Here is a 19,992-nt window from a genome sequence, read left to right as displayed (position 1 = left end):
CGATTCGATCACGCCGGCGCCGGCCGGATGGACCTGTATCTGGAACTGGGCTACGAGGATATCGAGCTGAGCGCCCGCGAGCGGATCGGCGACGAACTTGTGAAGGACCGGCTCGAGGGCGAAGGCTATGGCGCGAGCCTTGGCCTGAGCTGTATGGCCACCGCCAGTCTCGAGATCAATCCCTATGCGGGCTACGTGAACTACGGCGCCCCGGACGTTGCGCTGCGCGCCGGCAGCGACCGGCTCGCCGGCCTCGGCCGAAGAGGATCTCGACGGCCTCCGCTACGGTCTGCGCGGCATGCTCGATGTGAACCATTCGCTGGCCGCCACGGCGGCGTTCGAGCGCACCGAGCTCGACATCCACGATATCGACGCGAACACCGTGCGCGTCGGCCTGCGCTGGTATTTTCCGTCCCGCGGATTCGCCGCCCGCTAGCGGATAAGCGGGCCGGCGGCCTCAGGCTTCCAGCAGGAGATTGCCGACCGCATCCACCCGCACCGACCAGCCGGGGGCGATCCAGGTCGTGGTCACGGCCTCGCGCACGATCGCGGGGCCCTCGAAATGCTGGCCGGCGCCGAACCCGTCCCGGTCGTGAATCGGTACGGGCTCGGCGATGCCGTGCACCGGCGTCGTCGCGGCCGGCTCGGGCCGGCCCTGACCGGACGCGATCGCCGGCAGCTCGACGTCCGGCACCGGACCGGCCAGGTGCAGCCGCAGATTGACCAGCTCGACGGCGAGATCGAAACGGTGCCCGTAGCGGGCGGCGTGGGCCTCGTGAAAGGCCGCGACCAGTTCCGCCGGCGCGCGCCAGTCGAGATTCAGCGACGCACTCTGTCCGGCATAGCGCAGATCCGCGCTCACACGCTCCCGGATGGCGTCGGCCGTCACGCCCTCGTCCGCCAGCTCTGCGACCGCGGCCTCGCGCAGCGGCGCCAGCCGGCGTTCGACGTCGGCCGCGTCGATGTCCTGGAGCGTCTCCAGCACGCTGATCGAGCGCTCGCGCGAGCGCTGGGCGACCAGCATGCCGAGCGCCGAGAGCACGCCCGCGAACACCGGGATCAGCACCCGCCGCATGCCCATGCCCTCGGCCAGGGCACAGGCGTGCAGCGGGCCGGCGCCCCCGAAGCACAACAGGCTGTCGTCGGCCACGGATTCGCCGCGAGCCACCGAGATCACGCGCAGGGCGGCGGTCATGGCTTCGTCGGCCACGCGCAGAATGCCGGCCGCCGCGGCTTCCACGGACAGCCCCATCGGCTCGGCGATGCGCGCGACCGCGGCACGCGCGGCCGCCGTGTCCAGGCCCATGTCGCCGCCGAGACGCGTCGAGGCCGGCAGCCGGCCGAGCACCACGTGGGCGTCGGTCACCGTCGGCTCGGTACCGCCCCTGCCGTAGCAGGCCGGGCCGGGATCCGCGCCCGCCGACGCCGGGCCCACCTGCAGCAGACCGCCGCCGTCCAGCCAGGCGATGGAGCCCCCGCCGGCGCCGATGGTGTGCATGTCGACCATGGGCACGGCGACCGGATAATCGGCGATGCAGGTCTTGCTGGTCAGCGCCAGTTCGCGGCCGATCAGCGCCACGTCGCTGCTGGTGCCGCCCATGTCCAGCGTCAGCACGCGTTCGAGCCCGGCCGAGCGGGCCACGAACCGGGCCCCGAGCAGACCGCCGGCCGGCCCGGAGAGCAGCAGGTTCACGGCATTGTCGGCGGCCTGATCGATGGCCACGGTACCGGCGGCGCCGTGCATGATCGCAACCCGTTCGAGCGCGGCCTCAAGCCGTCGCAGGTAGCCGCCGACGGTCGGGCCCAGGGCGGCGTTGAGCCAGGTGGCGATGCCGCGCTCATACTCGCCGTATTCCGGCAGCACGCGGCTGCCGCGGGCGATCGTCAGCCCCGGGTCGGCGGCCCGCAGGGCGGCCTCGATGGCCTGTTCGGCGTCCGCGTCAAGAAAGGCGAACAACAGATTGATGGCGACGGCCTCGACCCCGGCTTCGCGTACCCGCTCGACCAGCACCCGCAGCATGGCCTCGTCGACCGCCGCCAGCGCGCTACCGTCGGCGGCGGTGCGGGCATCGACCTCGAAACACAGCTCGGGTGCGACCGGCACCGGCGCCGCCGCGGGCTCCAGTGCATAGAGTTCGCGCCGCGCCTGGCGGCCTATGGTCAGCACATCAGCGAAGCCGGCGTTGGCGACGTAGGCCGTACGCGCGAGATGATTCTCCAGCAACGCGTTGGTCGCCACGGTCGAACCGTGGACGATGCGCCAGTCGGACGCGGCGTCACCGGCGAAACGACGCACGCCGGCGATCACGGCCTCGTCGGGGGCGGCCGGGGTGGACGGCAGCTTGTAGACCGACAGCGCCCCGTCGACGCGGCAGATCACGTCGGTGAACGTGCCGCCGGTATCCACACCGAGCTCGCCGGCATGCGGGGCAATCGGTGGCTTTGCCGAACCTTCGTCGTGCTTTACGGTCATTGGCCTGTCAGCGGAAGATGCGGAACTTACGGCCTGGTCGCCAGGCGGCATCCCGCGTTGTCGAGAGGCTCATGGAAAGCGATTTCAAGCTCCGGGCGCAAGGGCTCACGCGCGATTACGCCGGCACGCGCGCCGTCGACGGCGTGGACATCGCCCTCGCGCCGGGCGAGATTCTGGGGCTGCTCGGGCCCAACGGGGCCGGCAAGACGACCACCCTGCGCATGCTCGCCGGCACTCTGGCCGTCACCGCGGGTACGGTGACGCTCGCCGGCCACGACCTCGCGGGCGAACCGCAGCGCGCCAAGCAGCATCTGGGCTATCTGCCGGAACGTCCGCCGGTCCACCCGGAGCTGACCGTGGACGAATATCTGGGTTTCTGCGCGCGGCTGCACGCCGTGCCGCGGCGCCAGCGGCGCGAGGCGATCGCCGCCGCCCGGGCCGACTGCGGCCTCGAGGATACCGGCCGCCGCCTGATCGGCCACCTGTCGAAGGGGTACCAGCAGCGCGTCGGCATCGCCCAGGCGATCGTGCACCGCCCGGATGTGGTCATCCTCGACGAACCCACCGCGGGCCTGGATCCGAACCAGCTGCGCGGCATCCGCGAGCTCATCGCGCGCCTGTCGCGCGCCCACAGCGTGATCATCTCCAGCCACATCCTCTCCGAGATTCAGGCCACGGCGGCGCGGGTCGTGATCATGCACCAGGGCCGGATCGTGATGGACGAGCCGCTGGGCGAGACGGCGGCACCGGTGGTCGAGATCGCGCTCCGTGAGGCGGTGACGGCCGACAGTCTCACGGGCCTCGACGGCGTGGCGCACGCGACGGCCCTCGATGACCATCGCTGGCAACTCACGCCCGCGCCCGGCTGCGACATCCGCGCGATGATCGCCGAGACCGCGGCCGGCCGCGGCTGGGGTCTGCTGGAACTGGGTGCGGCGCGCTACAGCCTCGAGGAGCGCTTCGCCGCGCTGACCAGCCGCGACGCGCCGCCGCGCGAGGCCGCCGCATGAGCGTCATGCTCGCCATCGCCCGCCATGAATGGTCGCGGCTGTTCGTCTCGCCGCTGGCCTGGATGCTGCTCGCGATCACCCAGCTGCTGACGGGGCTGCTGTTCGCACTGTCGCTCACCGATCTCAGCCTCAACCCGCAACGTATCGGCGAGTACGACGGCGTGTCCGAACTGGTCGGCGCGGGCCTGTTTCGTTTCGCCACCGTGGTGCTGCTGCTGGTCGTGCCGCTGCTGACGATGCGCGCCTTCGCCGAAGAGCGCAAAAGCGGCAGTCTGGAACTGATGCTCGCAGCACCCGTGTCGCCGCTCGCGCTGGTGCTCGGCAAATTCGCCGGGACCATGGGCTATCTGACCGTGATGTGGGCGCTGATCGGGCTCATGCCGCTGAGCCTGCTCACGGCCACGCCGCTGGATGTCGGCCTGCTCGCGGCCGGGCTCCTGGGGCTCTGGCTGGTGATGGCGGCCTTCACGGCGGTCGGTGTGTTCATATCCGCGCTGACGCGCGAACCCACGCTCGCGGCCATCGGCACGCTGGGCGCACTGCTGCTTTTGTGGCTGATCTACGCGCTGTCGACGATGGACTGGCAGCCGGTCGTGCTCGGCACCACGCTGCCGCTGGCGGACGCCGCCGAGGCGCTGTCGCTGATCGGGCACCATGACGCCCTGCTGCGCGGGATCTTCGCCAGCGCCGACCTCCTCTACTTCGTGATCTTCACGGCCTGCTTTCTGGCGCTGGCGGCCGTGCGCATCGACATGGAACGTCACTGATGCGGGCCTCGCACGCGCTGTCGATGCTTCTGATCGTCGTCGTGGCGGTGCTCGCGGGCCTGCTCAGCCAGCGCTTTTCGGCGAGCTGGGACTGGACCCACGGCAACCGCAACACGCTGACCGCGGCCAGCCAGCGCGTGGTCGATGCGCTCGACGAGGAGGCCATCAGCTTCACCGCCTACATCTATCCGGGCCCGCGGCGCGATCGGGTGCGCACGCGGCTGGCGCGCTACACCCGCGCCTCGGACAACGTCGAACTGACCTTCGCCGATCCGGCGCGCCATCCCGAGCAGGTGCGCGCGCTGGGCATCGGCGACGACGGCGCGGTGCAGATCAGCTATCGGGGCCGTCACGAGACGATCACCGCATTCGACGAGGCGAACGTGACCGCCGCCCTCCAGCGCCTGTCCGCCAGCGGCGATCAGTGGATCGTGTTTCTCGGCGGACACGGCGAACGGGCGCCGGACGACGAGACCAACGGCGGCTACAGTGAGCTGGCCGCGGCCCTCGACGGCCAGGGCATGACCACGCGAACGCTCCGACTCGCCGACGCCGCGGCGATACCCGACAACACCGCCGTGCTCGTCATCGCCAGCCCGCAGCAGTCGCTGCTGCCCGGCGAGGTGGACATGATCCGCGACTACGTCGCCGGCGGCGGCGCCGTGCTCTGGGCCGACGACCCGGGCGAGCGCTACGGTCTGTCGCCGCTGGCCACGGAGTTGGGCGTGCGCTGGGCCGAGGGCACGCTGATCTACCCCGACTATCGCAAGCTCGGCACCGGCCATCCGGCCATCGCCCTGGTGGCCAACTACCCCGACACGCCGATCACCGAGCGGCTGAACCGGCTCAGCGTGTTTCCCTTCGCCGGCGCCCTCGCCCCGCGCGAGGACAGCGGCTGGCGACAGGCCGCCTTTCTACGATCGAGCACGCGCAGCTGGCTGGAGACCGGCCCCATCGAGGGCGACAGCCTCACCTTCGAGCCCGATGCCGGCGATCGCCGCGGCCCGCAGACGCTGGGGCTGGCACTGATGCGCGAGCGCGCGGGCCGCGATACGCCGCAGCGCGCCGCGGTGGTCGCCGACAGCGACTTCATGGCCAACGGCCATATCGACACGCTGGGCAACCGGACGCTCGCGCTGTCGCTGTTCCAGTGGCTCGCCGGCCGCGACGCCCAGATCGCCGTCGACGTCGCCCGCGCGCCGGACGCCTCGCTGCAGATGACGCCCGCGCACATCCGGTGGCTCTGGTGGCTGTTCGTGGTCGTTGCCCCCCTGGCCCTGGTGGCGCTCGGCACGATCCGCTGGTGGCTGCGCCGACGCCGGTGATGCGCGCCCGCCTCCTGTTCAATCTGGCGCTGATCGCCGGCGTGATCGCGCTCGCCGGCCTCTGGTGGGCCACGCGTCCGGTGCCGGCACCCGCGCCCGACACCGTGAGCGCGATTCCGGCCGACGCCATCCGGCGCCTGGAGGTGCATGCGGGCGATGACGTCATCGTGCTCGAGCGCGGCGACGCCGGCCGCTGGCGCCTCGTCGAGCCGGTCGCCGCGCGGGCCGATCCGGCCCGTGTCGCCGCCCTGCTGCAGCTGGCTGCCGCCGAGCCCGAGCGCCATCTGGAGCGCGACGCCGTCGACCCGGCCACCACCGGCATGGACGATCCGCCGATCACGGTTCGCTTCAACGACGAGGCTCCGATCGCCGTCGGCGGCCGGGGCCCGTCGTCCGGCAGCCGCTACGTGCGCACCGCGCACGCACTGCTGCTGGTCCGGCTGCCCGATCTGGCGGGCCGGTCCCTGGACTGGGCGAGCTGGATCGATCCTGCCGTGCTCGCCGACGACGCACGGCCGACCCGGCTGACGCTGCCGACGCTGACGCTGGACCGGGCCGCGACCGGCGGCTGGCGGGTGCAGCCGGCGGCCGCCGACCGCGGCGCCGACTACGCTCAGGCCACGGTCGAAGCCTGGCGCCACGCCCGCGCCCTGGCCATCGAGCCCGCCGATGCCTCGCGCGAGCGCACCGCCCGCGTGACCCTGCATTTCGCCGACCGCTCCGAACGCCATCTGGACGTCATCCAGCGCACCCCGGAGCTCGTGCTGCGCGACCCGCAGCGCGGCATCGATTATCACTTGGCGGCCAACCAGGCCGAGCCGCTGCTGGAGATGCGTCACCCCGACACGCTCGGCCGCTCCCGCGCCGGGGCGCTGCAGCCCTCGGCGATCCCGCTGAATCCCGATGCGAACGGGCAATGACATAATAGGGCGATGCCCGAACTTCCCGAGGTCGAGACCACGCGGGCCGGCATCGAGCCCCATGTGCGCGGCGCCCGCGTGCGCACGGTCGTCGTGCGCCAGCCGCAGCTGCGCTGGCCGGTCTCGCCCGAACTGACCGCCGAACTGCCCGGCCAGCGGATCGAGGCCGTCCGGCGGCGCGCCAAGTATCTCTTGTTCGCGGCCGAGCGCGGCCACGTCTGCCTGCATCTGGGAATGTCGGGACGGCTGCGGGTGGTCCCCGCGGACACGCCGCCCGGCGCCCACGACCACGTCGACATCACGCTCGACACCGGCCAGGCGATACGCTTCAACGATGCACGCCGGTTCGGCTCGGTGTTCTGGCTGCGCGGCGACCCCGAGGCCTTCAGCCTGCTCGCGAAGCTGGGGCCGGAGCCGCTGTCGGAGGCCTTCGACGGCGACGGGCTGCATGCCCGCTCGCGCGGGCGCCGGGCGCCGGTCAAGGCGTTCATCATGGACAGCGCGACCGTGGTGGGCGTGGGCAACATCTACGCGAGCGAGGCGCTGCACGCGGCCGGCATTCATCCGCGCCGCGCCGCCGGACGCATCGGCCTCGGCCGCTACCGACGCCTGGCCGAGGCGATCCGGACGGTGCTGGCCGGGGCGATCGCGGTCGGCGGCACGACCCTGCGCGACTATATCGGCGTGGACGGCGACACCGGCTATTTCCAGTTGCGGCTGGCGGTCTATGACAAGGCCGGCCAGGCCTGCCCGCGCGGCTGCGGGCCGATACGCCGCGAAATCATCGGCCAGCGCGCGACCTTCTTCTGTCCGGTCTGCCAGCGGTGAAACCGAAACCGCCCGAATCCCCTATCATGGGGCCATGCGTTACTCGGCTCTCATCGCAGTACTGGTGGCCACGGCCGGCTTCGGCTATCTGACCCTCGGCCTGCCGCGCTACTTCGGGCTGTTTTTCATCATCAGCGCGATCTTTGCGGTCATCGGCCTGCGTGACCTGTTCCAGTCCAACCACGCCCTGCTTCGCAACTACCCGCTGCTGGCGCATTTTCGCTGGGCGATCGAATCGATCCGTCCGGAGATTCGCCAGTATCTGCTGGAATCGGACACCGAGGCCGCGCCGTTCTCGCGCGAACAGCGTTCACAGGTCTACCAGCGGGCCAAGAACGTCAACGACGCGGACCCGTTCGGCACCGAGCAGAACGTCTACGCCGAGGGCTACGAGTGGCTGGTGCATTCGATCGCCGCCAAACAGCCGAGCGAGACCCCGCCGCGGGTGCGCGTCGGCGGCCCCGACTGTACCCAGCCCTACGAAGCCTCGCTGCTCAACATCTCCGCGATGAGCTTCGGCTCGCTGTCGGCCAACGCGATCCAGGCGCTCAACGGCGGCGCCGCGCGGGGCGGCTTCGCCCACGACACCGGCGAAGGCTCGATCTCGCGTCACCACAAGGAATTCGGCGGCGACCTGATCTGGGAGATCGGCAGCGGCTACTTCGGCTGCCGGCGCGAGGACGGCGGTTTCGACCGCGAGCAGTTCGTCGAGCGCGCCGCCGACGATCAGGTGAAGATGATCGAGCTCAAGCTCTCCCAGGGCGCCAAGCCCGGGCACGGCGGCGTGCTGCCGGGCAACAAGGTCACCCCCGAGATCGCCGAGGCCCGCGGCATCGCGGTGGGCCAGACCTGCGTCTCGCCGGCGGCGCACAGCGCCTTCTCCACCCCGGTGGAGATGATGGAATTCATCGCCGATCTGCGCGAGGGCGCGGGCGGCAAGCCGGTGGGCTTCAAGCTGTGCATCGGCCACGGCTGGCAGTTCATGTCGCTGGCCAAGGCCATGCTCAAGACCGGCATCACGCCCGATTTCATCGTCATCGACGGCGCCGAGGGCGGCACCGGGGCCGCGCCGCTGGAACTAGTCGACAACGTCGGCACACCGCTGCGCGAGGGCCTGGTCTGGGCCCACAACACACTGGTCGGCGCGGGGCTGCGCGAGCACATCCGGCTCGGCGCCTCCGGCAAGATCACCTCCGGTTTCAAGATGGCCGCCAACATGGCCCTGGGCGCGGACTGGTGCAACTCGGCGCGCGGCTTCATGTTCGCGGTCGGCTGCGTGCAGTCCGAGTCCTGCCACACCGACCGCTGCCCCACCGGCGTGGCCACGCAGAACAAGTGGCGCCAGCGCGCCGTGGTGGTGCCGGACAAGGCCGAACGGGTCTATCATTTCCACAAGCGCACGGTCGCGGCCATGCAGGAAGTGGTCGCCACCGTCGGTCTGGATCATCCCGGCCAGCTGCGTCCCGAGCATCTGTGCCGGCGCACCAGCGACCGCGAGATCCAGAACGCCGACCAGGTCTATCGCTTTCTGCACACCGGCGCGCTGCTCAACGCCACCGGCCACGGCCGCTACGAACAGGCCTGGCAGATGGCCCAGTCCGGCAGTTTCCTGCCCAAGCGCTAGATGCCATCTAGCCCGGCCCACGGAGACACGAGATGAAGTTCCGCCTGCCCCGCCGCCCGCCGGCGGCTCCTGAAACCACCGCGGACATGCGCGGCTACGCCAACCAGTACTCGAACACGCGGTTCTGGACGAAGCTGTCCAACGTCGCCCGCCGTGCCGGCTACGAGGTGTTGGAAAAGGCCCTGTGGCTGCACTACGCCGCCCAGCGCCCGGACACCCCGGCCTGGGCGCGCACCACCGCCTACGGCGCCCTCGGCTATTTCATCCTGCCGTTCGACGCCATTCCCGACTGGCTGTTCGGCATCGGCCTGACCGACGACCTGGGCGCGCTCACGCTGGCCGTGGCCGCGCTCGCCCAGTACATCGACGCCGACGTGCGCCGGCGCACCACGCGCAAGCTGGACGCCTGGTTCGGACGCCCGGACCACCGCCAGCCGCTGCGGCCGGTCGAGTAGATTGAGCACGCCGGATTTCTCCGGGCGAACGGTCCTGGTCACCGGCGCCTCCGCCGGCGTCGGCCGGGCGAGCGCGCGCGCCTTCGCAGCGGCGGGCGCACACGTGGTCTGCGCCGCCCGCGGGCGCGAGCGGCTGGCCGCCGTCGCGGCCGAAGTGGGCGGCACCGCGATCGTGGCGGACGTATCGCACCCCGAGGACTGTCGACGCCTGGTCGAAGAGACCCTGGCCGCCGGCGGCGGGCTCGATGTGCTCGTCAACAACGCCGGCTGCCACCACCGCGGACCCGTCGCACAGCGCAGCGCCGAGGAACTGGGTGCGATGGTCGATGCCAACCTGCGGGCGCCGATCGTGCTCACGCGCCTCGCGCTCGACGCGCTGCGGGCCTCGCCGGCCGGCGCGGTGGTCAACGTCGTCTCCATCGCCGGCCAGATGCCGCTGGCCGGCAGTGCGACCTATTCCGCGACCAAGTTCGGCCTGCGGGCGTTCACCCGCGCCCTGGCCGAAGAGCTCGCCGACACCGGCGTGCACGTCAGCGCAGTCTCGCCGGGGCCGATCGCCACCGATTTCATCCTCGCCGACATCGACGCGGTCTCGGACATCACCTTCTCGCAGACGATGAGCACGCCCGAGCAGATCGCCGATCTCATCCTGGCCTGTGCCGCCGACGGCCGGGTCGAACGCAGCCGGCCCGTCTCGGGGCGCGTGATGGCGACCGCCGGCTATCTGTTCCCGGCGCTGCCGCGACTGCTGCGCCCGCTGCTCGCCGCACGCGGGCGGCGTGCGAAGGCGCGCTACCGGCGCGCCGGCTCGGAGCCTCGGTAAAAACACTGACTTGCGCGCGTCACCGACCGCGCGCAGAGTGGCCGGCCAACTCCAACGACAAGGAATCGCATGGGTATCATCGCGTGGATCATCTTCGGGCTGATCGCCGGCGCCGTGGCCAAGCTGCTGATGCCGGGCGACGATCCGGGCGGCATCATCGTCACCATCGTCATCGGCATCCTCGGTGCCGTGGTGGGCGGTTTCATCGCCACCGCGCTGGGTTTCGGTGCGGTATCCGGGTTCAATCTGGGCAGTTTCGTGGTCGCCGTGCTCGGCGCCATCCTGCTGCTATGGCTGTATCGCGTGGCCAAGTCGCGCTGATCGCCCCCGGATCGAGCGCACGCGGGCCGGCGTACACTGTACGTCGGCCTTTTTCATGGGCGGCATCAGACCGCCGCACGAATGCGCTGTACCTTCGAGCCGCCGCCCGCCGCGAACCGTATCACCCGCTCCGAGCCGCGGGGCAACGCGCCCGGACCGGGGCCTGAGCGCGAACGCACATATCGGCCCCGGGCGGACACGCCGCCGCAGCAGACGGCCATGCGGCGCTGACCATGAATCTCGTCTGGCTGACTCTAGCGCTGATCGGGCTGACCGGCATCGCGCTGCTCGGCCGCTGCGGGCTGCGTCTGAGACAGCGCCGCCGGCTGGCCGCCGCCCGCTCAGGCCTGGGCGGCGGATGCTGCCTGGCGCTGGCCGGATTGGCTATGGCCGTCGGCGCCAATCTCTACACCTATCAACGACTCAGCCACGAGCGTCCGGTGGCCCGCCTCCACTTCACCCAGCTGGAGACCCAGCGCTTTCGCGTACGCATCGAGCCCGCGAGCGGGCCATCCCGCCGCTTCGAACTCGCCGGCGATCAATGGCAGCTGGATGCCCGTGTGCTGAAATGGCGGCCGTTGGCGAATCTGCTCGGCTTCGACGCACTCTATCGGCTCGAGCGCCTGTCCGGCCGCTATGCGCGGGCCGCCGCGGAGGCCGAGGCGCCGCGCACGGTCCATGCGCTCGCGGACCGCGGGCCCGGCCTCGACGTGGCCGCACTCGCGCGCCGGCTGCCGCGCTGGGCCGGTCTGGCCGACGCCGCCTACGGCAGTGCCACCTATCTGCCGATGGCCGACGGCGCGACCTACGCCGTGACGCTCACCCAGAGCGGACTCGTGGCGCGCCCGGTCAACCCGGCGGCGAAGCGGGCGACGCGCCACTGGTAGCGCTGGCCATGCGCGCGTAGGCGCCGGTGACGTGGGCCACGAGGGTGTCGAAGTCACCCGAGAACAGCTCCACCCGGCAGTTCACGCTGCGCCGACCGCAGCGCAGGATATGCGCCCGCGCCAGAATGTCCGCGGCCCGCGGCCGGCGCAGGAAATCGATCTGGAAATGGCTCGTCACCGCGTATTCGCCTTCGGGCACGTGCGCAAGGATGACCGCATACATCGCCGCATCCGCGGCCGTCATCAGCACCGGCCCGGAAACGGTGTCGCCCAGCCGGGTCATGCCCTCGGCGTAGGGCAGGCGGACATCGACGTGGTGGGCACCGACGGCGTCCACCTCGAAGTGCGGCTGGGTGGCCACGCCGACATTGCGGCGGATGATGGCCTGTACCTCGGCGGCGCTGTGCAGCGTCATGTGTCGTCCCCGTGTCGACGCGATCCGTTCGGCACCGATTCTAGAGCCTGTCGACGACAAGGGAAGGCGTGCCGGCCTCGCACGCCGGCCCGCCGCGGTTCGGCACGGGCGTCGTTCCGGGCGCGTCCGATCGGCCCATCGAGACGCGAGCCGGGCGCTAGCCGAGCAGGCCGGCCAACCCGTCCCAGGCGAGCTTGAGCGCCAGCACGACCAGAATCGCGCGGCAGAGCTGGCGGAAACGACGCTCCGAGACGTATCGCACGAGCCGGCGTCCGATCACCGCGCCGAGCGCCGCGGCCACCACCATCGGCACCAGCAGATCGAGCCGCGCGAGCACGTTGAAGCCGTTGGCCGAGAAGGCGGCGATCTTGAGCGCGTGCCCCAGCATCTGCGCCACGGCCATCGTGGCGATGATCTCCTCCCGGCGCCAGTCGTCGCGCAGAAAGAACGGCGCCACCAGAACGCCCACGCCGCCGACCACCGGCCCGCTCACTCCCGCGATCGCGCCGGCGACCAGTAGCCCGACCCGGCCGTGCATGCGCAGATGCGCCGCCCAGCCCGGCCAGCTCGTGGCGAGAATGAACAGGCCGAGCAGCAGCCGGATCCAGTCGGGATCCGCCGCCACCACCCAGGGCGCCACCAGGAAGGGGCCGGGCGCGGCGGTGAGCATGAACAGCCCCAGCGCCGACCAGCGGATGTGGCGGCCGTAGACGAGACTGCGCGAGGCGTTCGACGACAGCTGCACCCCGGCGTGCAGCGGCAGTGCCAGCGCCGGCGCCATGCCGGTGGCGAACAGCAGGCCGATGAGAATGGCGCCCCCACCCATGCCGGCCATGCCCGAGAGCACGGCAGTGGCCAGCGCGGCGATGGTGAGCAGGAGGACGGCCACGGCACCCCGGCATGCGGCCGACGCGTCGCTGCCGGCCAAAACGCCATTGTTTCACGCCGCCGCGATCAGCGCTGCCAGGCGTGATAACGCGCCAGCCACGGAAACACCCACGCCGGCGCGTGCGCCTTCTTCCATTCGCTGGCGGCGAAGCGGTTGGCCTCGGCCAGCGTCGGATAGGGATGGATGGTCGCCAGCATCTTGTTCAGGCCGATGCCGTGTTTCATCGCGGCGACGAACTCGATGATCAGCTCGCCTGCCGCCTCGCCGACGATGGTCGCCCCCAGGATGCGGTCCTTGCCGGGCACGGTGAGGACCTTGACCACCCCGTGCGCGGCGGATTCGGCGATCGCGCGGTCGAGTTCGCCCATGTCGTAGCGGGTGACTTCGTAGTCGATCGACGCGCGCCGCGCGCTGTCCTCGTTGTGGCCGACATGCGCGACCTGCGGGTCCGTGAAGGTGCACCAGGGCAGCGTGCTGTAATCCACCGCGAAACGCTTGAAGCGCCCGAACAGCGCGTTGACGGTGGCGTGCCAGGCCTCGTGCGAGGCCGCATGGGTGAGCTGGTAGCCGCCGATGGCATCGCCGCAGGCATAGACCGTGGGCAACGCGGTCTGCAGGCGCGCGTCGACGGGGATGCGGCCGTCGCGGGCGATGCCGAGCGCTTCCAGGCCCATGCCTTCGGTGCGCGCGCGCCGGCCCACCGCCACCAGCACCCTATCGCAGGCGACCACGGCCTCGCCGGCAGCCGTGCGACAGGTCAGCCGCACGCCGTCGGCGCCCGCCGCCACGTCGATGACCTCATGGCCCGCGCAGATCGTGACCCCTTCCGCGGCGAGTATCTCGTCGAGCGTCGCCGCGATATCGGCGTCTTCCACGGAGAGGATGCGCGCGCCCTGCTCGATCAGGGTGACCTCGCTGCCCAGGCGGGCGAAGGCCTGGGCCATTTCGCAGCCGATCGGCCCCGCGCCCAGCACGGCCAGACGCGGCGGCAGCTCGTCGAGGTCCCAGAGATTGTCGGAGGTGAGATAGTCGATCGCCGCCAGCCCCGGGATCGGCGGCACGAAGGGCACCGCGCCGGTGGCGAGCACGATATGGCGTGCGCTCAGGCGCGAGCCGTCGTCGGTTTCCACCGTCCACGGATCGACCAGGCGCGCACCGGACTGGATACAGTCCACGCCCAGCGACTCGTAGCGCTCGACCGAATCGTGCGGGGCGATGGTCGCGATCACCGACTTCACCCGCGCCATCACGTCGGCAAAGGAGAATTCCGCGCTCGCCGTGTGGATGCCGTAGCGCGCGCTGTGGCGGATTTCGTGCATGAGCCGCGCGGTGCGGATGAGCGCCTTGGAGGGCACGCAGCCGGTGTTCAGGCAGTCGCCGCCCATGCGATTGCGTTCGATGAGCGTGACGCGCGCCTTGACCGTGGCCGCGATCAGCGCCGCCACCAGACCGGCCGAGCCCGCGCCGATGACGATCAGGTTGCGGTCGAAATGCTTCGGGCGCCGGTGCCCGCGCAGCGCCTTGCGCGCGGCGATCATGTCCAGGACCTTGCGCGCGAGCAGCGGAAACACGCCGAGCAGCACGAAGGAGGCGATCAACCCCGGCGAGAGCACACCCGAAAGCGACTCGAGCTGGCCGAGCTGGGTGCCGGCGTTCACGTACACCAGCGTCCCGGGCAGCATGCCGGCCTGGCTGACCAGATAGAAGGTGCGCACCGTCATCGGCGTGAGCGCCATCGCCAGGTTGATGACGAAGAAGGGAAACACCGGCACCAGCCGCAGCGCGAACAGATAGAAGGCGCCGTCGCGTTCCACGCCGCGATTGATCGTCTCCAGCCGGCGTCCGAAGCGTCGCTGCACCGGCGTCCGCAGCACGAAGCGGGCGATGACGAAGGCCAGACTCGCGCCGATCGCCGAGGCGAACGAGACCAGCAGGGTGCCCTCGGCCAGTCCGAACAGCGCCCCGCCGGCCAGCGTCATCACGGCCGCCCCGGGTATGGACAAAGCGGTTACGGCGACATAGACGCCGAAGAAGCCGCCCGCCGCCAGCCAGGGATGGGCCGCGACCCAGTCCTCCACCGCGCCGCGCTGGGCCTCGAAGCAGGCCAGACGCAGGAGTCCGTCGCTGCAGGCACCGCCGATGTAGCGGCCCGGCTCGAAGACGAAGTAGCCGATGACGAGCGCGACGCCCGCCAGCGCGACCAGACAACGGGTTGCATTCATCGGCCCGGCCTCCCGAATCGGGGCTGATGTCGAGTCTTCGCGTGCCCGACTGCGGAGTCTACGCCGCCGTGCGGCCCGCGGTTGCATCGTCGGCGCGGCTCGGGCCTTCTGTTAGAATCCGGCCTCCTTTTACCGCGCGCCCGCGCGCCATTCCGGCCTCGCCATGATGTACGAAACCGACAATCTCCGTATTACGGGCACCCAGAAGATGGTCTCCTCGCAGGATCTGCAGCAGGAGTATCCCGTGACCGAGACCGCCTCGGAGACCGTGCACGATTCGCGCGAGGCGATCCAGAACATTCTGCACGGCCGGGACGACCGCCTGCTGGTCGTGGTCGGCCCCTGCTCGATCCACGACGTCGACGCCGCGCTCGAGTACGCGCGTCGGCTGGCCGGCGCGCGCGAGCGCTTCGGCAACGAGCTGATGATCGTGATGCGGGTCTACTTCGAGAAGCCGCGAACCACGGTCGGCTGGAAGGGCCTGATCAACGACCCGGATCTAGACGATTCCTACAAGATCAACAAGGGCATCCGTCAGGCGCGCGAGCTGCTGTGGCGCCTGGCCGAGGACGGCGTGCCGGCCGGGGTGGAATTCCTCGATCTGACCACGCCGCAGTATCTGGCGGATCTGGTGTCCTGGGGCGCGATCGGCGCACGCACCACCGAATCGCAGGGCCACCGTGAGCTGGCTTCCGGCCTGTCCTGCCCGGTCGGCTTCAAGAACGGCACCGGCGGCGCGATCAAGATCGCGGTCGATGCGGTGGGCGCGGCCCATCATCCGCACCATTTCCTGTCGCTGACCAAGCCGGGCGAATGGGCGATCTTCGCTACCGAGGGCAACCGCGACACCCACATCATCCTGCGGGGCGGCACGAACGGTCCCAACTACGACGCGGACTCGGTCGCCGCCGCGGTGGCGCTGCTGGAGCAGGCCCAGCTGCCCGGCCGGCTGATGATCGATTTCTCGCACGCCAACAGCCGCAAGCAGCACAAGAAGCAGCTCGAGGTCGGTGACGACGTGGCCGGCCAGATTTCGGCCGGCAGCCGCGCCATCTTCGGCGTGATGATCGAATCCCACCTGAAGGAGGGCAACCAGAAGCTGGTGCCGGGCGTGACGCCCGAATACGGCGTTTCCATAACCGATGCCTGCCTGCACTGGGAGGACACCGAGAAGCTGCTGGCCCAGCTCGCCGACGCGGTGGCCGAACGCCGCGACCTGAAAAGCGACGACTGACCGCGGCGCTCGACGAGCCGCCGAAAAAGGACCATCGAAAAAGCCGCCCACGGGCGGCTTTTTCGATGGCGTCGCCGCTGGCTACCAGTACGGCCCCGGCAGCAGAGCCGCCAGCACCCGACCCGGTATGTTGGGCTTCTCGTCGGCCTCGCGGCGCGCCGCGTAGCCGCGGGAGGCCTTCGACGACGGGAACATGTGAAACGCCTTGTGCAGCACGAAGTCGTTGACCTTCGGCCAGAGCGCATAGCTGACCTGGGCGGTGGTCCCCAGCGGCGAGGCGATGCGCTTGGGCTTTTCCAGCACCGCGGACACCACCATGTCGCCCGCCTGTTCCGGCGTCAGGGTGGGCACGTAGTCGTAAAGCTTGGTCGGCGCGATCATGGGCGTGCGCACCAGCGGCATGTAGATGGTGGTGAGATCGATGTTGCGCGAACCCACCTCCGGCGAAAGACAGCGCGAGAAGGCGTCCAGCGCCGACTTCGAGGCGACGTAGGCCGAGAACCGCGGCACGTTGGTCAGACAGCCGATCGACGAGATGTTGATGATGTGGCCGCTGCGGCGCTTGGCCATCGACGGCAGGAAATTGAAGATCATCCGGATCGCGCCGAAGTAGTTCAGCTGCATCGTGCGTTCGTAGTCGTGGAACCGGTTGAGCGACTCGAACACCGAGCGACGGATGGAATGGCCCGCGTTGTTGATCAGGATATCGACGTGATGGTGGTCGGCCAGAATCTGCTTCGTGCACGCATCGATCGCCTCCATCTTGTTGAGATCGCAGGGGTAGGCGTAGGCCTCGCCGCCGATGCGCTCGACGATGGCGCGGGTCTCCTCCAGCTTGCTCGGCGTGCGGGCGACCATGCACACCTTGGCGCCGGCGCGCGCGAGCTTCTTAGAGGTCATGAAGCCGATGCCGCTGGAGGCTCCGGTGATCACGACCACCTTGCCGCGGATGCGCCGGGTCAGCTCCTCGGGGACGTCGATGTCGCAGTCCATATGCAGCTCCCAGTAACGCCAGAGCGTCTCGGCGTAGTCCTCGAGCCGCGGACAGTGGATGCCGCTGCCGGCCAGGGCGGCGCGCGTGTTGACGTCGTCGAACACCGCCCGATTGTTGACGTAGCCCAGGATCGAGAGCGGCACGCCCAGCGCCTTCGAGACGCGCCGCTCCAGCCAGCCGGCCATCGGCAGCCGGGAGGCCAGCCGCTTGACCTGGTGCTCGATCGAGGCCGGCCACTCGTGCGTGGGCAGATTGCGCACGATGTCCGGCCCGTGGGCGGCGCGCAGGAAGATGCGCAGCATCTCGCCCGCGGTCGGCGGATCGTCCTGGATCAAAAAGAAGGCGCGATTGTCCTGATTGCGCTTGTGCGCGATGTGCACCATCGCATCGACGACATAGTCGACCGGCGCCACCGGCATCTGCCCGCCCTCGATGCCGAGCAGCGGCAGCCACTTCGGCACGTGGTCGCGCACCCGCTTGATGGTGCGGAAGAAATAGTAGGGCCCGTCGACCTTGTCCATCGCCCCGGTCTCGGAATGGCCCACGACCATCCCGGGCCGGTAGATCCGCCACGGCACCGCCGCCTGCTCGCGCACCACGGCTTCGGACTGGAACTTGGTGCGGTAGTAGGGATGCGTGACCGTCTGGCCCTCGTCGAACATTCGATCCGAGAACACGCCCTCGTAGTCGGCACCGGCGACCGCCACCGACGAGACGTGATGAAAGCACGGTTTGCGCCCCGATTCGTTCGCCAACGTGTTCGCCAGCGCCACGATGTGCGCCGTGCCTTGGTTGTTCACGCGGTCGGCCTGGGCGTCCGACATGTCCATGTCGTAGACCGCCGCGAGATGGAATACATGGTCGATCTGGCCGGCCAGATGCGCGCGTGCCGCGTCGTCGATCACGCCCTCCCGGGTGATGTCGCCCCAGACCGGCGCCAGGCGCTCCTCGCTGACGTTCATGCGTTGCTGCAGCGCCGCGAAGCGATCCGCGCTGGTGCGCCGCATGAGCACGTAGACGGTCGCATTGCGGCGCTCGAGCAGCCTCTCGATGAGAAAACGCCCGATGAAGCCGGTCGCGCCGGTGACCAGATATTTCATTGAGTCCGTGCCCTGTCCGTTCCGAATATCCGGGGCGGAGACCGACCCCGCCGTATCGCACGCCAGACGTTAAACCCTGCGGTGGCAGACGCGCCACTGCCGTGACCGTTAGGATAACGCCTGAACGTCACCATCATGCGCCGTACGCGGCCATTCGGGGAGCCCCATGAGCGACACCATATTCTCGAAGATCATCAACCGCGAGATCGATGCGGACATCGTCCACGAGGACGACCAGTGCCTGGCCTTTCGGGACGTCAATCCGCAGGCGCCGATGCACATCCTGGTGATCCCGAAAAAGCCCATCGACATGCTCGCCAACGCCGAGGACGGCGATCAGGCGCTGCTCGGCCATCTGATGCTCACGGCTCGCCGCATCGCCGCCGACGAAGGCTACGGCGACGCCTTCCGGCTGGTGATGAACAACGGTGAGGCGGTCGGCCAGAGCGTCTTCCATCTGCATCTGCACGTCCTCGGCGGTCGCGATTTCGCCTGGCCGCCCGGCTGAATCGCGGCCCTTGCCGCAGCCTCATCCGCCCCCATCGTCTACCATGCAGCCTGGCTTGGGGCGCCGGCACGCGCTATGATGCCCGGCTGTTCCGGCGCGTCGCGCCGTATCGTTTCGACCGGACAAGCATTTCATGAGCACCGTTGCCAAGAGCCAGAGCGCCGATGGCCGTTCCGCTGCCACCCGCAGCGGCCGCGCCGCCGGCCCGCAGATCGAGGATGTCCAGGGCCGGGCCGACGCCCGCAGACTGGCGATCAACAAGGTCGGCATCTGCGACATTCGGCATCCGGTCTCGATCGCCCAGCGCGTGGGCGGGCATCAGAGCACGGTCGCCACCTTCGGCATGTACGTGAACCTGCCCCACCACTTCAAGGGCACGCACATGTCGCGCTTCGTGCAGATTCTGAACGCGCACGAGCACCAGATCACGGTGGACTCGTTCAAGTGCATGCTCGGCGAGATGACCGAACGGCTCGAGGCCGACAACGGCCACATCGAGATGTCGTTCCCCTACTTCATCGACAAGTTCGCGCCGGTCACGGGTGAAAAGGGCGTGATGGACTACGAGGTCACCTTCCTCGGCGACCAGCGCGGCGACAAGATCGACCTCTACGTCGAAGTCGCGGTCCCGGTGACCACCCTGTGCCCCTGCTCCAAGGACATCTCCGACTACGGCGCCCACAACCAGCGCTCGCTGGTCACCCTGCGCGTGCGCGCCGAGAAGTTCTTCTGGCTGGAAGAGCTCATCGACATCGCCGAATCGGAGGCCTCCTCCGAGCTCTACGGCATCCTCAAGCGCGTGGACGAAAAGGCCGTCACCGAGCGCGCCTACGAGAATCCGAAGTTCGTCGAGGACGTGGTGCGCGACATCGCCACCCGCCTGAACGCCGACGAGCGCTTCCGGCACTATCGGGTGGCTTCGGAGAACTTTGAATCGATCCACAACCATTCGGCCTACGCACTCATCGAACACGACAAGGACGCGCCTGCCGAGTGACGCCGACGGCCGGATTCAAAGTTCGGCGCGATCCAGCGAACGCATCCCGCGGCACAGCCGCGGGAACCCTGCTCGGAGTCGCTGGACACGCCGACTTCTCATCGTTCCACAACCACTCGGCCTACGCGCTCCTCGAGCACGACACAGACGCACCCGCCGAGTGACGCCGCCGGCCGGATTCAAAGTCCGGCGCGATCCAG

19 protein-coding genes are annotated in these 19,992 nt (G+C 69.8%); 14 read left to right on the top strand and 5 right to left on the bottom strand.

The annotated features are described in order from the left end of the window. Positions 1 to 217 precede the first annotated feature (217 nt). On the top strand, positions 218 to 436 hold the full coding sequence (locus tag SAOR_RS02735) for a hypothetical protein (protein WP_123630111.1): 219 nt from the start codon (positions 218 to 220) through the stop codon (positions 434 to 436). Between the two features lie 21 nt (positions 437 to 457). Here the strand turns inward: SAOR_RS02735 and SAOR_RS02730 are convergent, their stop codons facing one another. Then, entirely contained in the window at positions 458 to 2,473 is a 2,016-nt protein-coding gene (locus SAOR_RS02730; RefSeq protein ID WP_123630110.1) for a hydantoinase/oxoprolinase family protein, read from the bottom strand. A 71-nt stretch (positions 2,474 to 2,544) separates the two neighbouring features. Here SAOR_RS02730 and SAOR_RS02725 point away from each other — a divergent pair, with 71 nt between their 5' ends. From SAOR_RS02725 to SAOR_RS02680, 10 genes are all read left to right on the top strand, one after another. Next, the gene (locus SAOR_RS02725) at positions 2,545 to 3,483 is read left to right on the top strand and encodes an ABC transporter ATP-binding protein (RefSeq protein ID WP_123630109.1); all 939 of its coding nucleotides are present in this window, start codon (positions 2,545 to 2,547) and stop codon (positions 3,481 to 3,483) included. After that, positions 3,480 to 4,250 (top strand): ABC transporter permease, encoded by a 771-nt coding sequence (locus tag SAOR_RS02720; protein WP_123630108.1) that lies wholly within the window; start codon positions 3,480 to 3,482, stop codon positions 4,248 to 4,250. Before SAOR_RS02725 ends, SAOR_RS02720 begins: the two co-directional genes overlap by 4 nt. 23 nt (positions 4,251 to 4,273) lie before the next feature. Continuing rightward, the gene (locus SAOR_RS02715) at positions 4,274 to 5,575 is read left to right on the top strand and encodes a GldG family protein (protein WP_185015525.1); all 1,302 of its coding nucleotides are present in this window, start codon (positions 4,274 to 4,276) and stop codon (positions 5,573 to 5,575) included. Then, a complete protein-coding gene (locus tag SAOR_RS02710) occupies positions 5,575 to 6,495 on the top strand; it encodes a DUF4340 domain-containing protein (RefSeq protein WP_148077367.1) in 921 nt (306 codons plus the stop codon). Before SAOR_RS02715 ends, SAOR_RS02710 begins: the two co-directional genes overlap by 1 nt. Positions 6,496 to 6,507: 12 nt before the next feature. Further along, complete coding sequence (mutM, locus tag SAOR_RS02705) at positions 6,508 to 7,323, top strand: bifunctional DNA-formamidopyrimidine glycosylase/DNA-(apurinic or apyrimidinic site) lyase (RefSeq protein ID WP_123592161.1); 816 nt, start codon at positions 6,508 to 6,510, stop codon at positions 7,321 to 7,323. Between the two features lie 34 nt (positions 7,324 to 7,357). Then, on the top strand, positions 7,358 to 8,947 hold the full coding sequence (locus SAOR_RS02700) for an FMN-binding glutamate synthase family protein (RefSeq protein WP_123630105.1): 1,590 nt from the start codon (positions 7,358 to 7,360) through the stop codon (positions 8,945 to 8,947). 32 nt (positions 8,948 to 8,979) lie between these two features. Further along, positions 8,980 to 9,402, top strand: a complete 423-nt coding sequence (locus tag SAOR_RS02695; protein ID WP_123630104.1) for a YkvA family protein — start codon at positions 8,980 to 8,982, stop codon at positions 9,400 to 9,402. Between the two features lies 1 nt (position 9,403). Beyond that, positions 9,404 to 10,225, top strand: a complete 822-nt coding sequence (locus SAOR_RS02690; protein WP_123630103.1) for an SDR family NAD(P)-dependent oxidoreductase — start codon at positions 9,404 to 9,406, stop codon at positions 10,223 to 10,225. Between the two features lie 69 nt (positions 10,226 to 10,294). After that, entirely contained in the window at positions 10,295 to 10,546 is a 252-nt protein-coding gene (locus SAOR_RS02685; RefSeq protein WP_123630102.1) for a GlsB/YeaQ/YmgE family stress response membrane protein, read from the top strand. Between the two features lie 233 nt (positions 10,547 to 10,779). Next, positions 10,780 to 11,433 carry a cation/multidrug efflux pump gene (locus SAOR_RS02680; RefSeq protein ID WP_123630101.1) on the top strand — a complete coding sequence of 218 codons (654 nt, stop codon included), beginning with the start codon at positions 10,780 to 10,782 and terminating at the stop codon, positions 11,431 to 11,433. Here the strand turns inward: SAOR_RS02680 and SAOR_RS02675 are convergent. The 3 genes from SAOR_RS02675 to SAOR_RS02665 all read right to left on the bottom strand — a co-directional run bounded on the left by SAOR_RS02675 (position 11,396) and on the right by SAOR_RS02665 (position 14,959). Continuing rightward, positions 11,396 to 11,848, bottom strand: a complete 453-nt coding sequence (locus SAOR_RS02675; protein ID WP_123592166.1) for a PaaI family thioesterase — start codon at positions 11,846 to 11,848, stop codon at positions 11,396 to 11,398. The genes SAOR_RS02680 and SAOR_RS02675 overlap by 38 nt on opposite strands. 157 nt (positions 11,849 to 12,005) lie before the next feature. Beyond that, positions 12,006 to 12,737 carry a sulfite exporter TauE/SafE family protein gene (locus SAOR_RS02670; protein ID WP_123630100.1) on the bottom strand — a complete coding sequence of 244 codons (732 nt, stop codon included), beginning with the start codon at positions 12,735 to 12,737 and terminating at the stop codon, positions 12,006 to 12,008. 65 nt (positions 12,738 to 12,802) lie between these two features. Beyond that, positions 12,803 to 14,959, bottom strand: coding sequence for an FAD-dependent oxidoreductase (locus tag SAOR_RS02665; RefSeq protein WP_123630099.1), 2,157 nt, complete (start codon positions 14,957 to 14,959; stop codon positions 12,803 to 12,805). 163 nt (positions 14,960 to 15,122) lie between these two features. On the opposite strand from SAOR_RS02665, the gene SAOR_RS02660 reads away from it, so the two are divergent. Beyond that, on the top strand, positions 15,123 to 16,193 hold the full coding sequence (locus SAOR_RS02660) for a 3-deoxy-7-phosphoheptulonate synthase (protein WP_123630098.1): 1,071 nt from the start codon (positions 15,123 to 15,125) through the stop codon (positions 16,191 to 16,193). Positions 16,194 to 16,274: 81 nt separating this feature from the next. On the opposite strand, the gene SAOR_RS02655 is transcribed toward SAOR_RS02660, so the two are convergent. Then, positions 16,275 to 18,287: an SDR family oxidoreductase gene (locus SAOR_RS02655; protein WP_123630097.1), complete on the bottom strand. Its 2,013-nt coding sequence runs from the start codon at positions 18,285 to 18,287 to the stop codon at positions 16,275 to 16,277. A 166-nt stretch (positions 18,288 to 18,453) separates the two neighbouring features. On the opposite strand from SAOR_RS02655, the gene SAOR_RS02650 reads away from it, so the two are divergent. Continuing rightward, positions 18,454 to 18,795 (top strand): histidine triad nucleotide-binding protein, encoded by a 342-nt coding sequence (locus SAOR_RS02650; protein WP_123630096.1) that lies wholly within the window; start codon positions 18,454 to 18,456, stop codon positions 18,793 to 18,795. A 133-nt stretch (positions 18,796 to 18,928) separates the two neighbouring features. Further along, positions 18,929 to 19,792 carry a GTP cyclohydrolase FolE2 gene (folE2, locus tag SAOR_RS02645; protein ID WP_123592172.1) on the top strand — a complete coding sequence of 288 codons (864 nt, stop codon included), beginning with the start codon at positions 18,929 to 18,931 and terminating at the stop codon, positions 19,790 to 19,792. Positions 19,793 to 19,992: the final 200 nt, after the last annotated feature.

It is taken from the genome of Salinisphaera orenii subsp. orenii MK-B5, from assembly GCF_003788635.1.
Lineage (GTDB): Bacteria > Pseudomonadota > Gammaproteobacteria > Nevskiales > Salinisphaeraceae > Salinisphaera > Salinisphaera orenii.
This window is presented reverse-complemented; position numbering and strand designations above follow the sequence as displayed.

Coding starts and splice junctions, on each gene's coding strand:
- SAOR_RS02730 (WP_123630110.1), bottom strand. CDS start 2,473: ATGACCGTAAAGCACGACGAAGGTTCGGCAAAGCCACCGATTGCCCCG.
- SAOR_RS02725 (WP_123630109.1), top strand. CDS start 2,545: ATGGAAAGCGATTTCAAGCTCCGGGCGCAAGGGCTCACGCGCGATTAC.
- SAOR_RS02720 (WP_123630108.1), top strand. CDS start 3,480: ATGAGCGTCATGCTCGCCATCGCCCGCCATGAATGGTCGCGGCTGTTC.
- SAOR_RS02715 (WP_185015525.1), top strand. CDS start 4,274: ATGCTTCTGATCGTCGTCGTGGCGGTGCTCGCGGGCCTGCTCAGCCAG.
- SAOR_RS02710 (WP_148077367.1), top strand. CDS start 5,575: ATGCGCGCCCGCCTCCTGTTCAATCTGGCGCTGATCGCCGGCGTGATC.
- mutM (WP_123592161.1), top strand. CDS start 6,508: ATGCCCGAACTTCCCGAGGTCGAGACCACGCGGGCCGGCATCGAGCCC.
- SAOR_RS02700 (WP_123630105.1), top strand. CDS start 7,358: ATGCGTTACTCGGCTCTCATCGCAGTACTGGTGGCCACGGCCGGCTTC.
- SAOR_RS02695 (WP_123630104.1), top strand. CDS start 8,980: ATGAAGTTCCGCCTGCCCCGCCGCCCGCCGGCGGCTCCTGAAACCACC.
- SAOR_RS02685 (WP_123630102.1), top strand. CDS start 10,295: ATGGGTATCATCGCGTGGATCATCTTCGGGCTGATCGCCGGCGCCGTG.
- SAOR_RS02680 (WP_123630101.1), top strand. CDS start 10,780: ATGAATCTCGTCTGGCTGACTCTAGCGCTGATCGGGCTGACCGGCATC.
- SAOR_RS02675 (WP_123592166.1), bottom strand. CDS start 11,848: ATGACGCTGCACAGCGCCGCCGAGGTACAGGCCATCATCCGCCGCAAT.
- SAOR_RS02665 (WP_123630099.1), bottom strand. CDS start 14,959: ATGAATGCAACCCGTTGTCTGGTCGCGCTGGCGGGCGTCGCGCTCGTC.
- SAOR_RS02660 (WP_123630098.1), top strand. CDS start 15,123: ATGATGTACGAAACCGACAATCTCCGTATTACGGGCACCCAGAAGATG.
- SAOR_RS02655 (WP_123630097.1), bottom strand. CDS start 18,287: ATGAAATATCTGGTCACCGGCGCGACCGGCTTCATCGGGCGTTTTCTC.
- SAOR_RS02650 (WP_123630096.1), top strand. CDS start 18,454: ATGAGCGACACCATATTCTCGAAGATCATCAACCGCGAGATCGATGCG.
- folE2 (WP_123592172.1), top strand. CDS start 18,929: ATGAGCACCGTTGCCAAGAGCCAGAGCGCCGATGGCCGTTCCGCTGCC.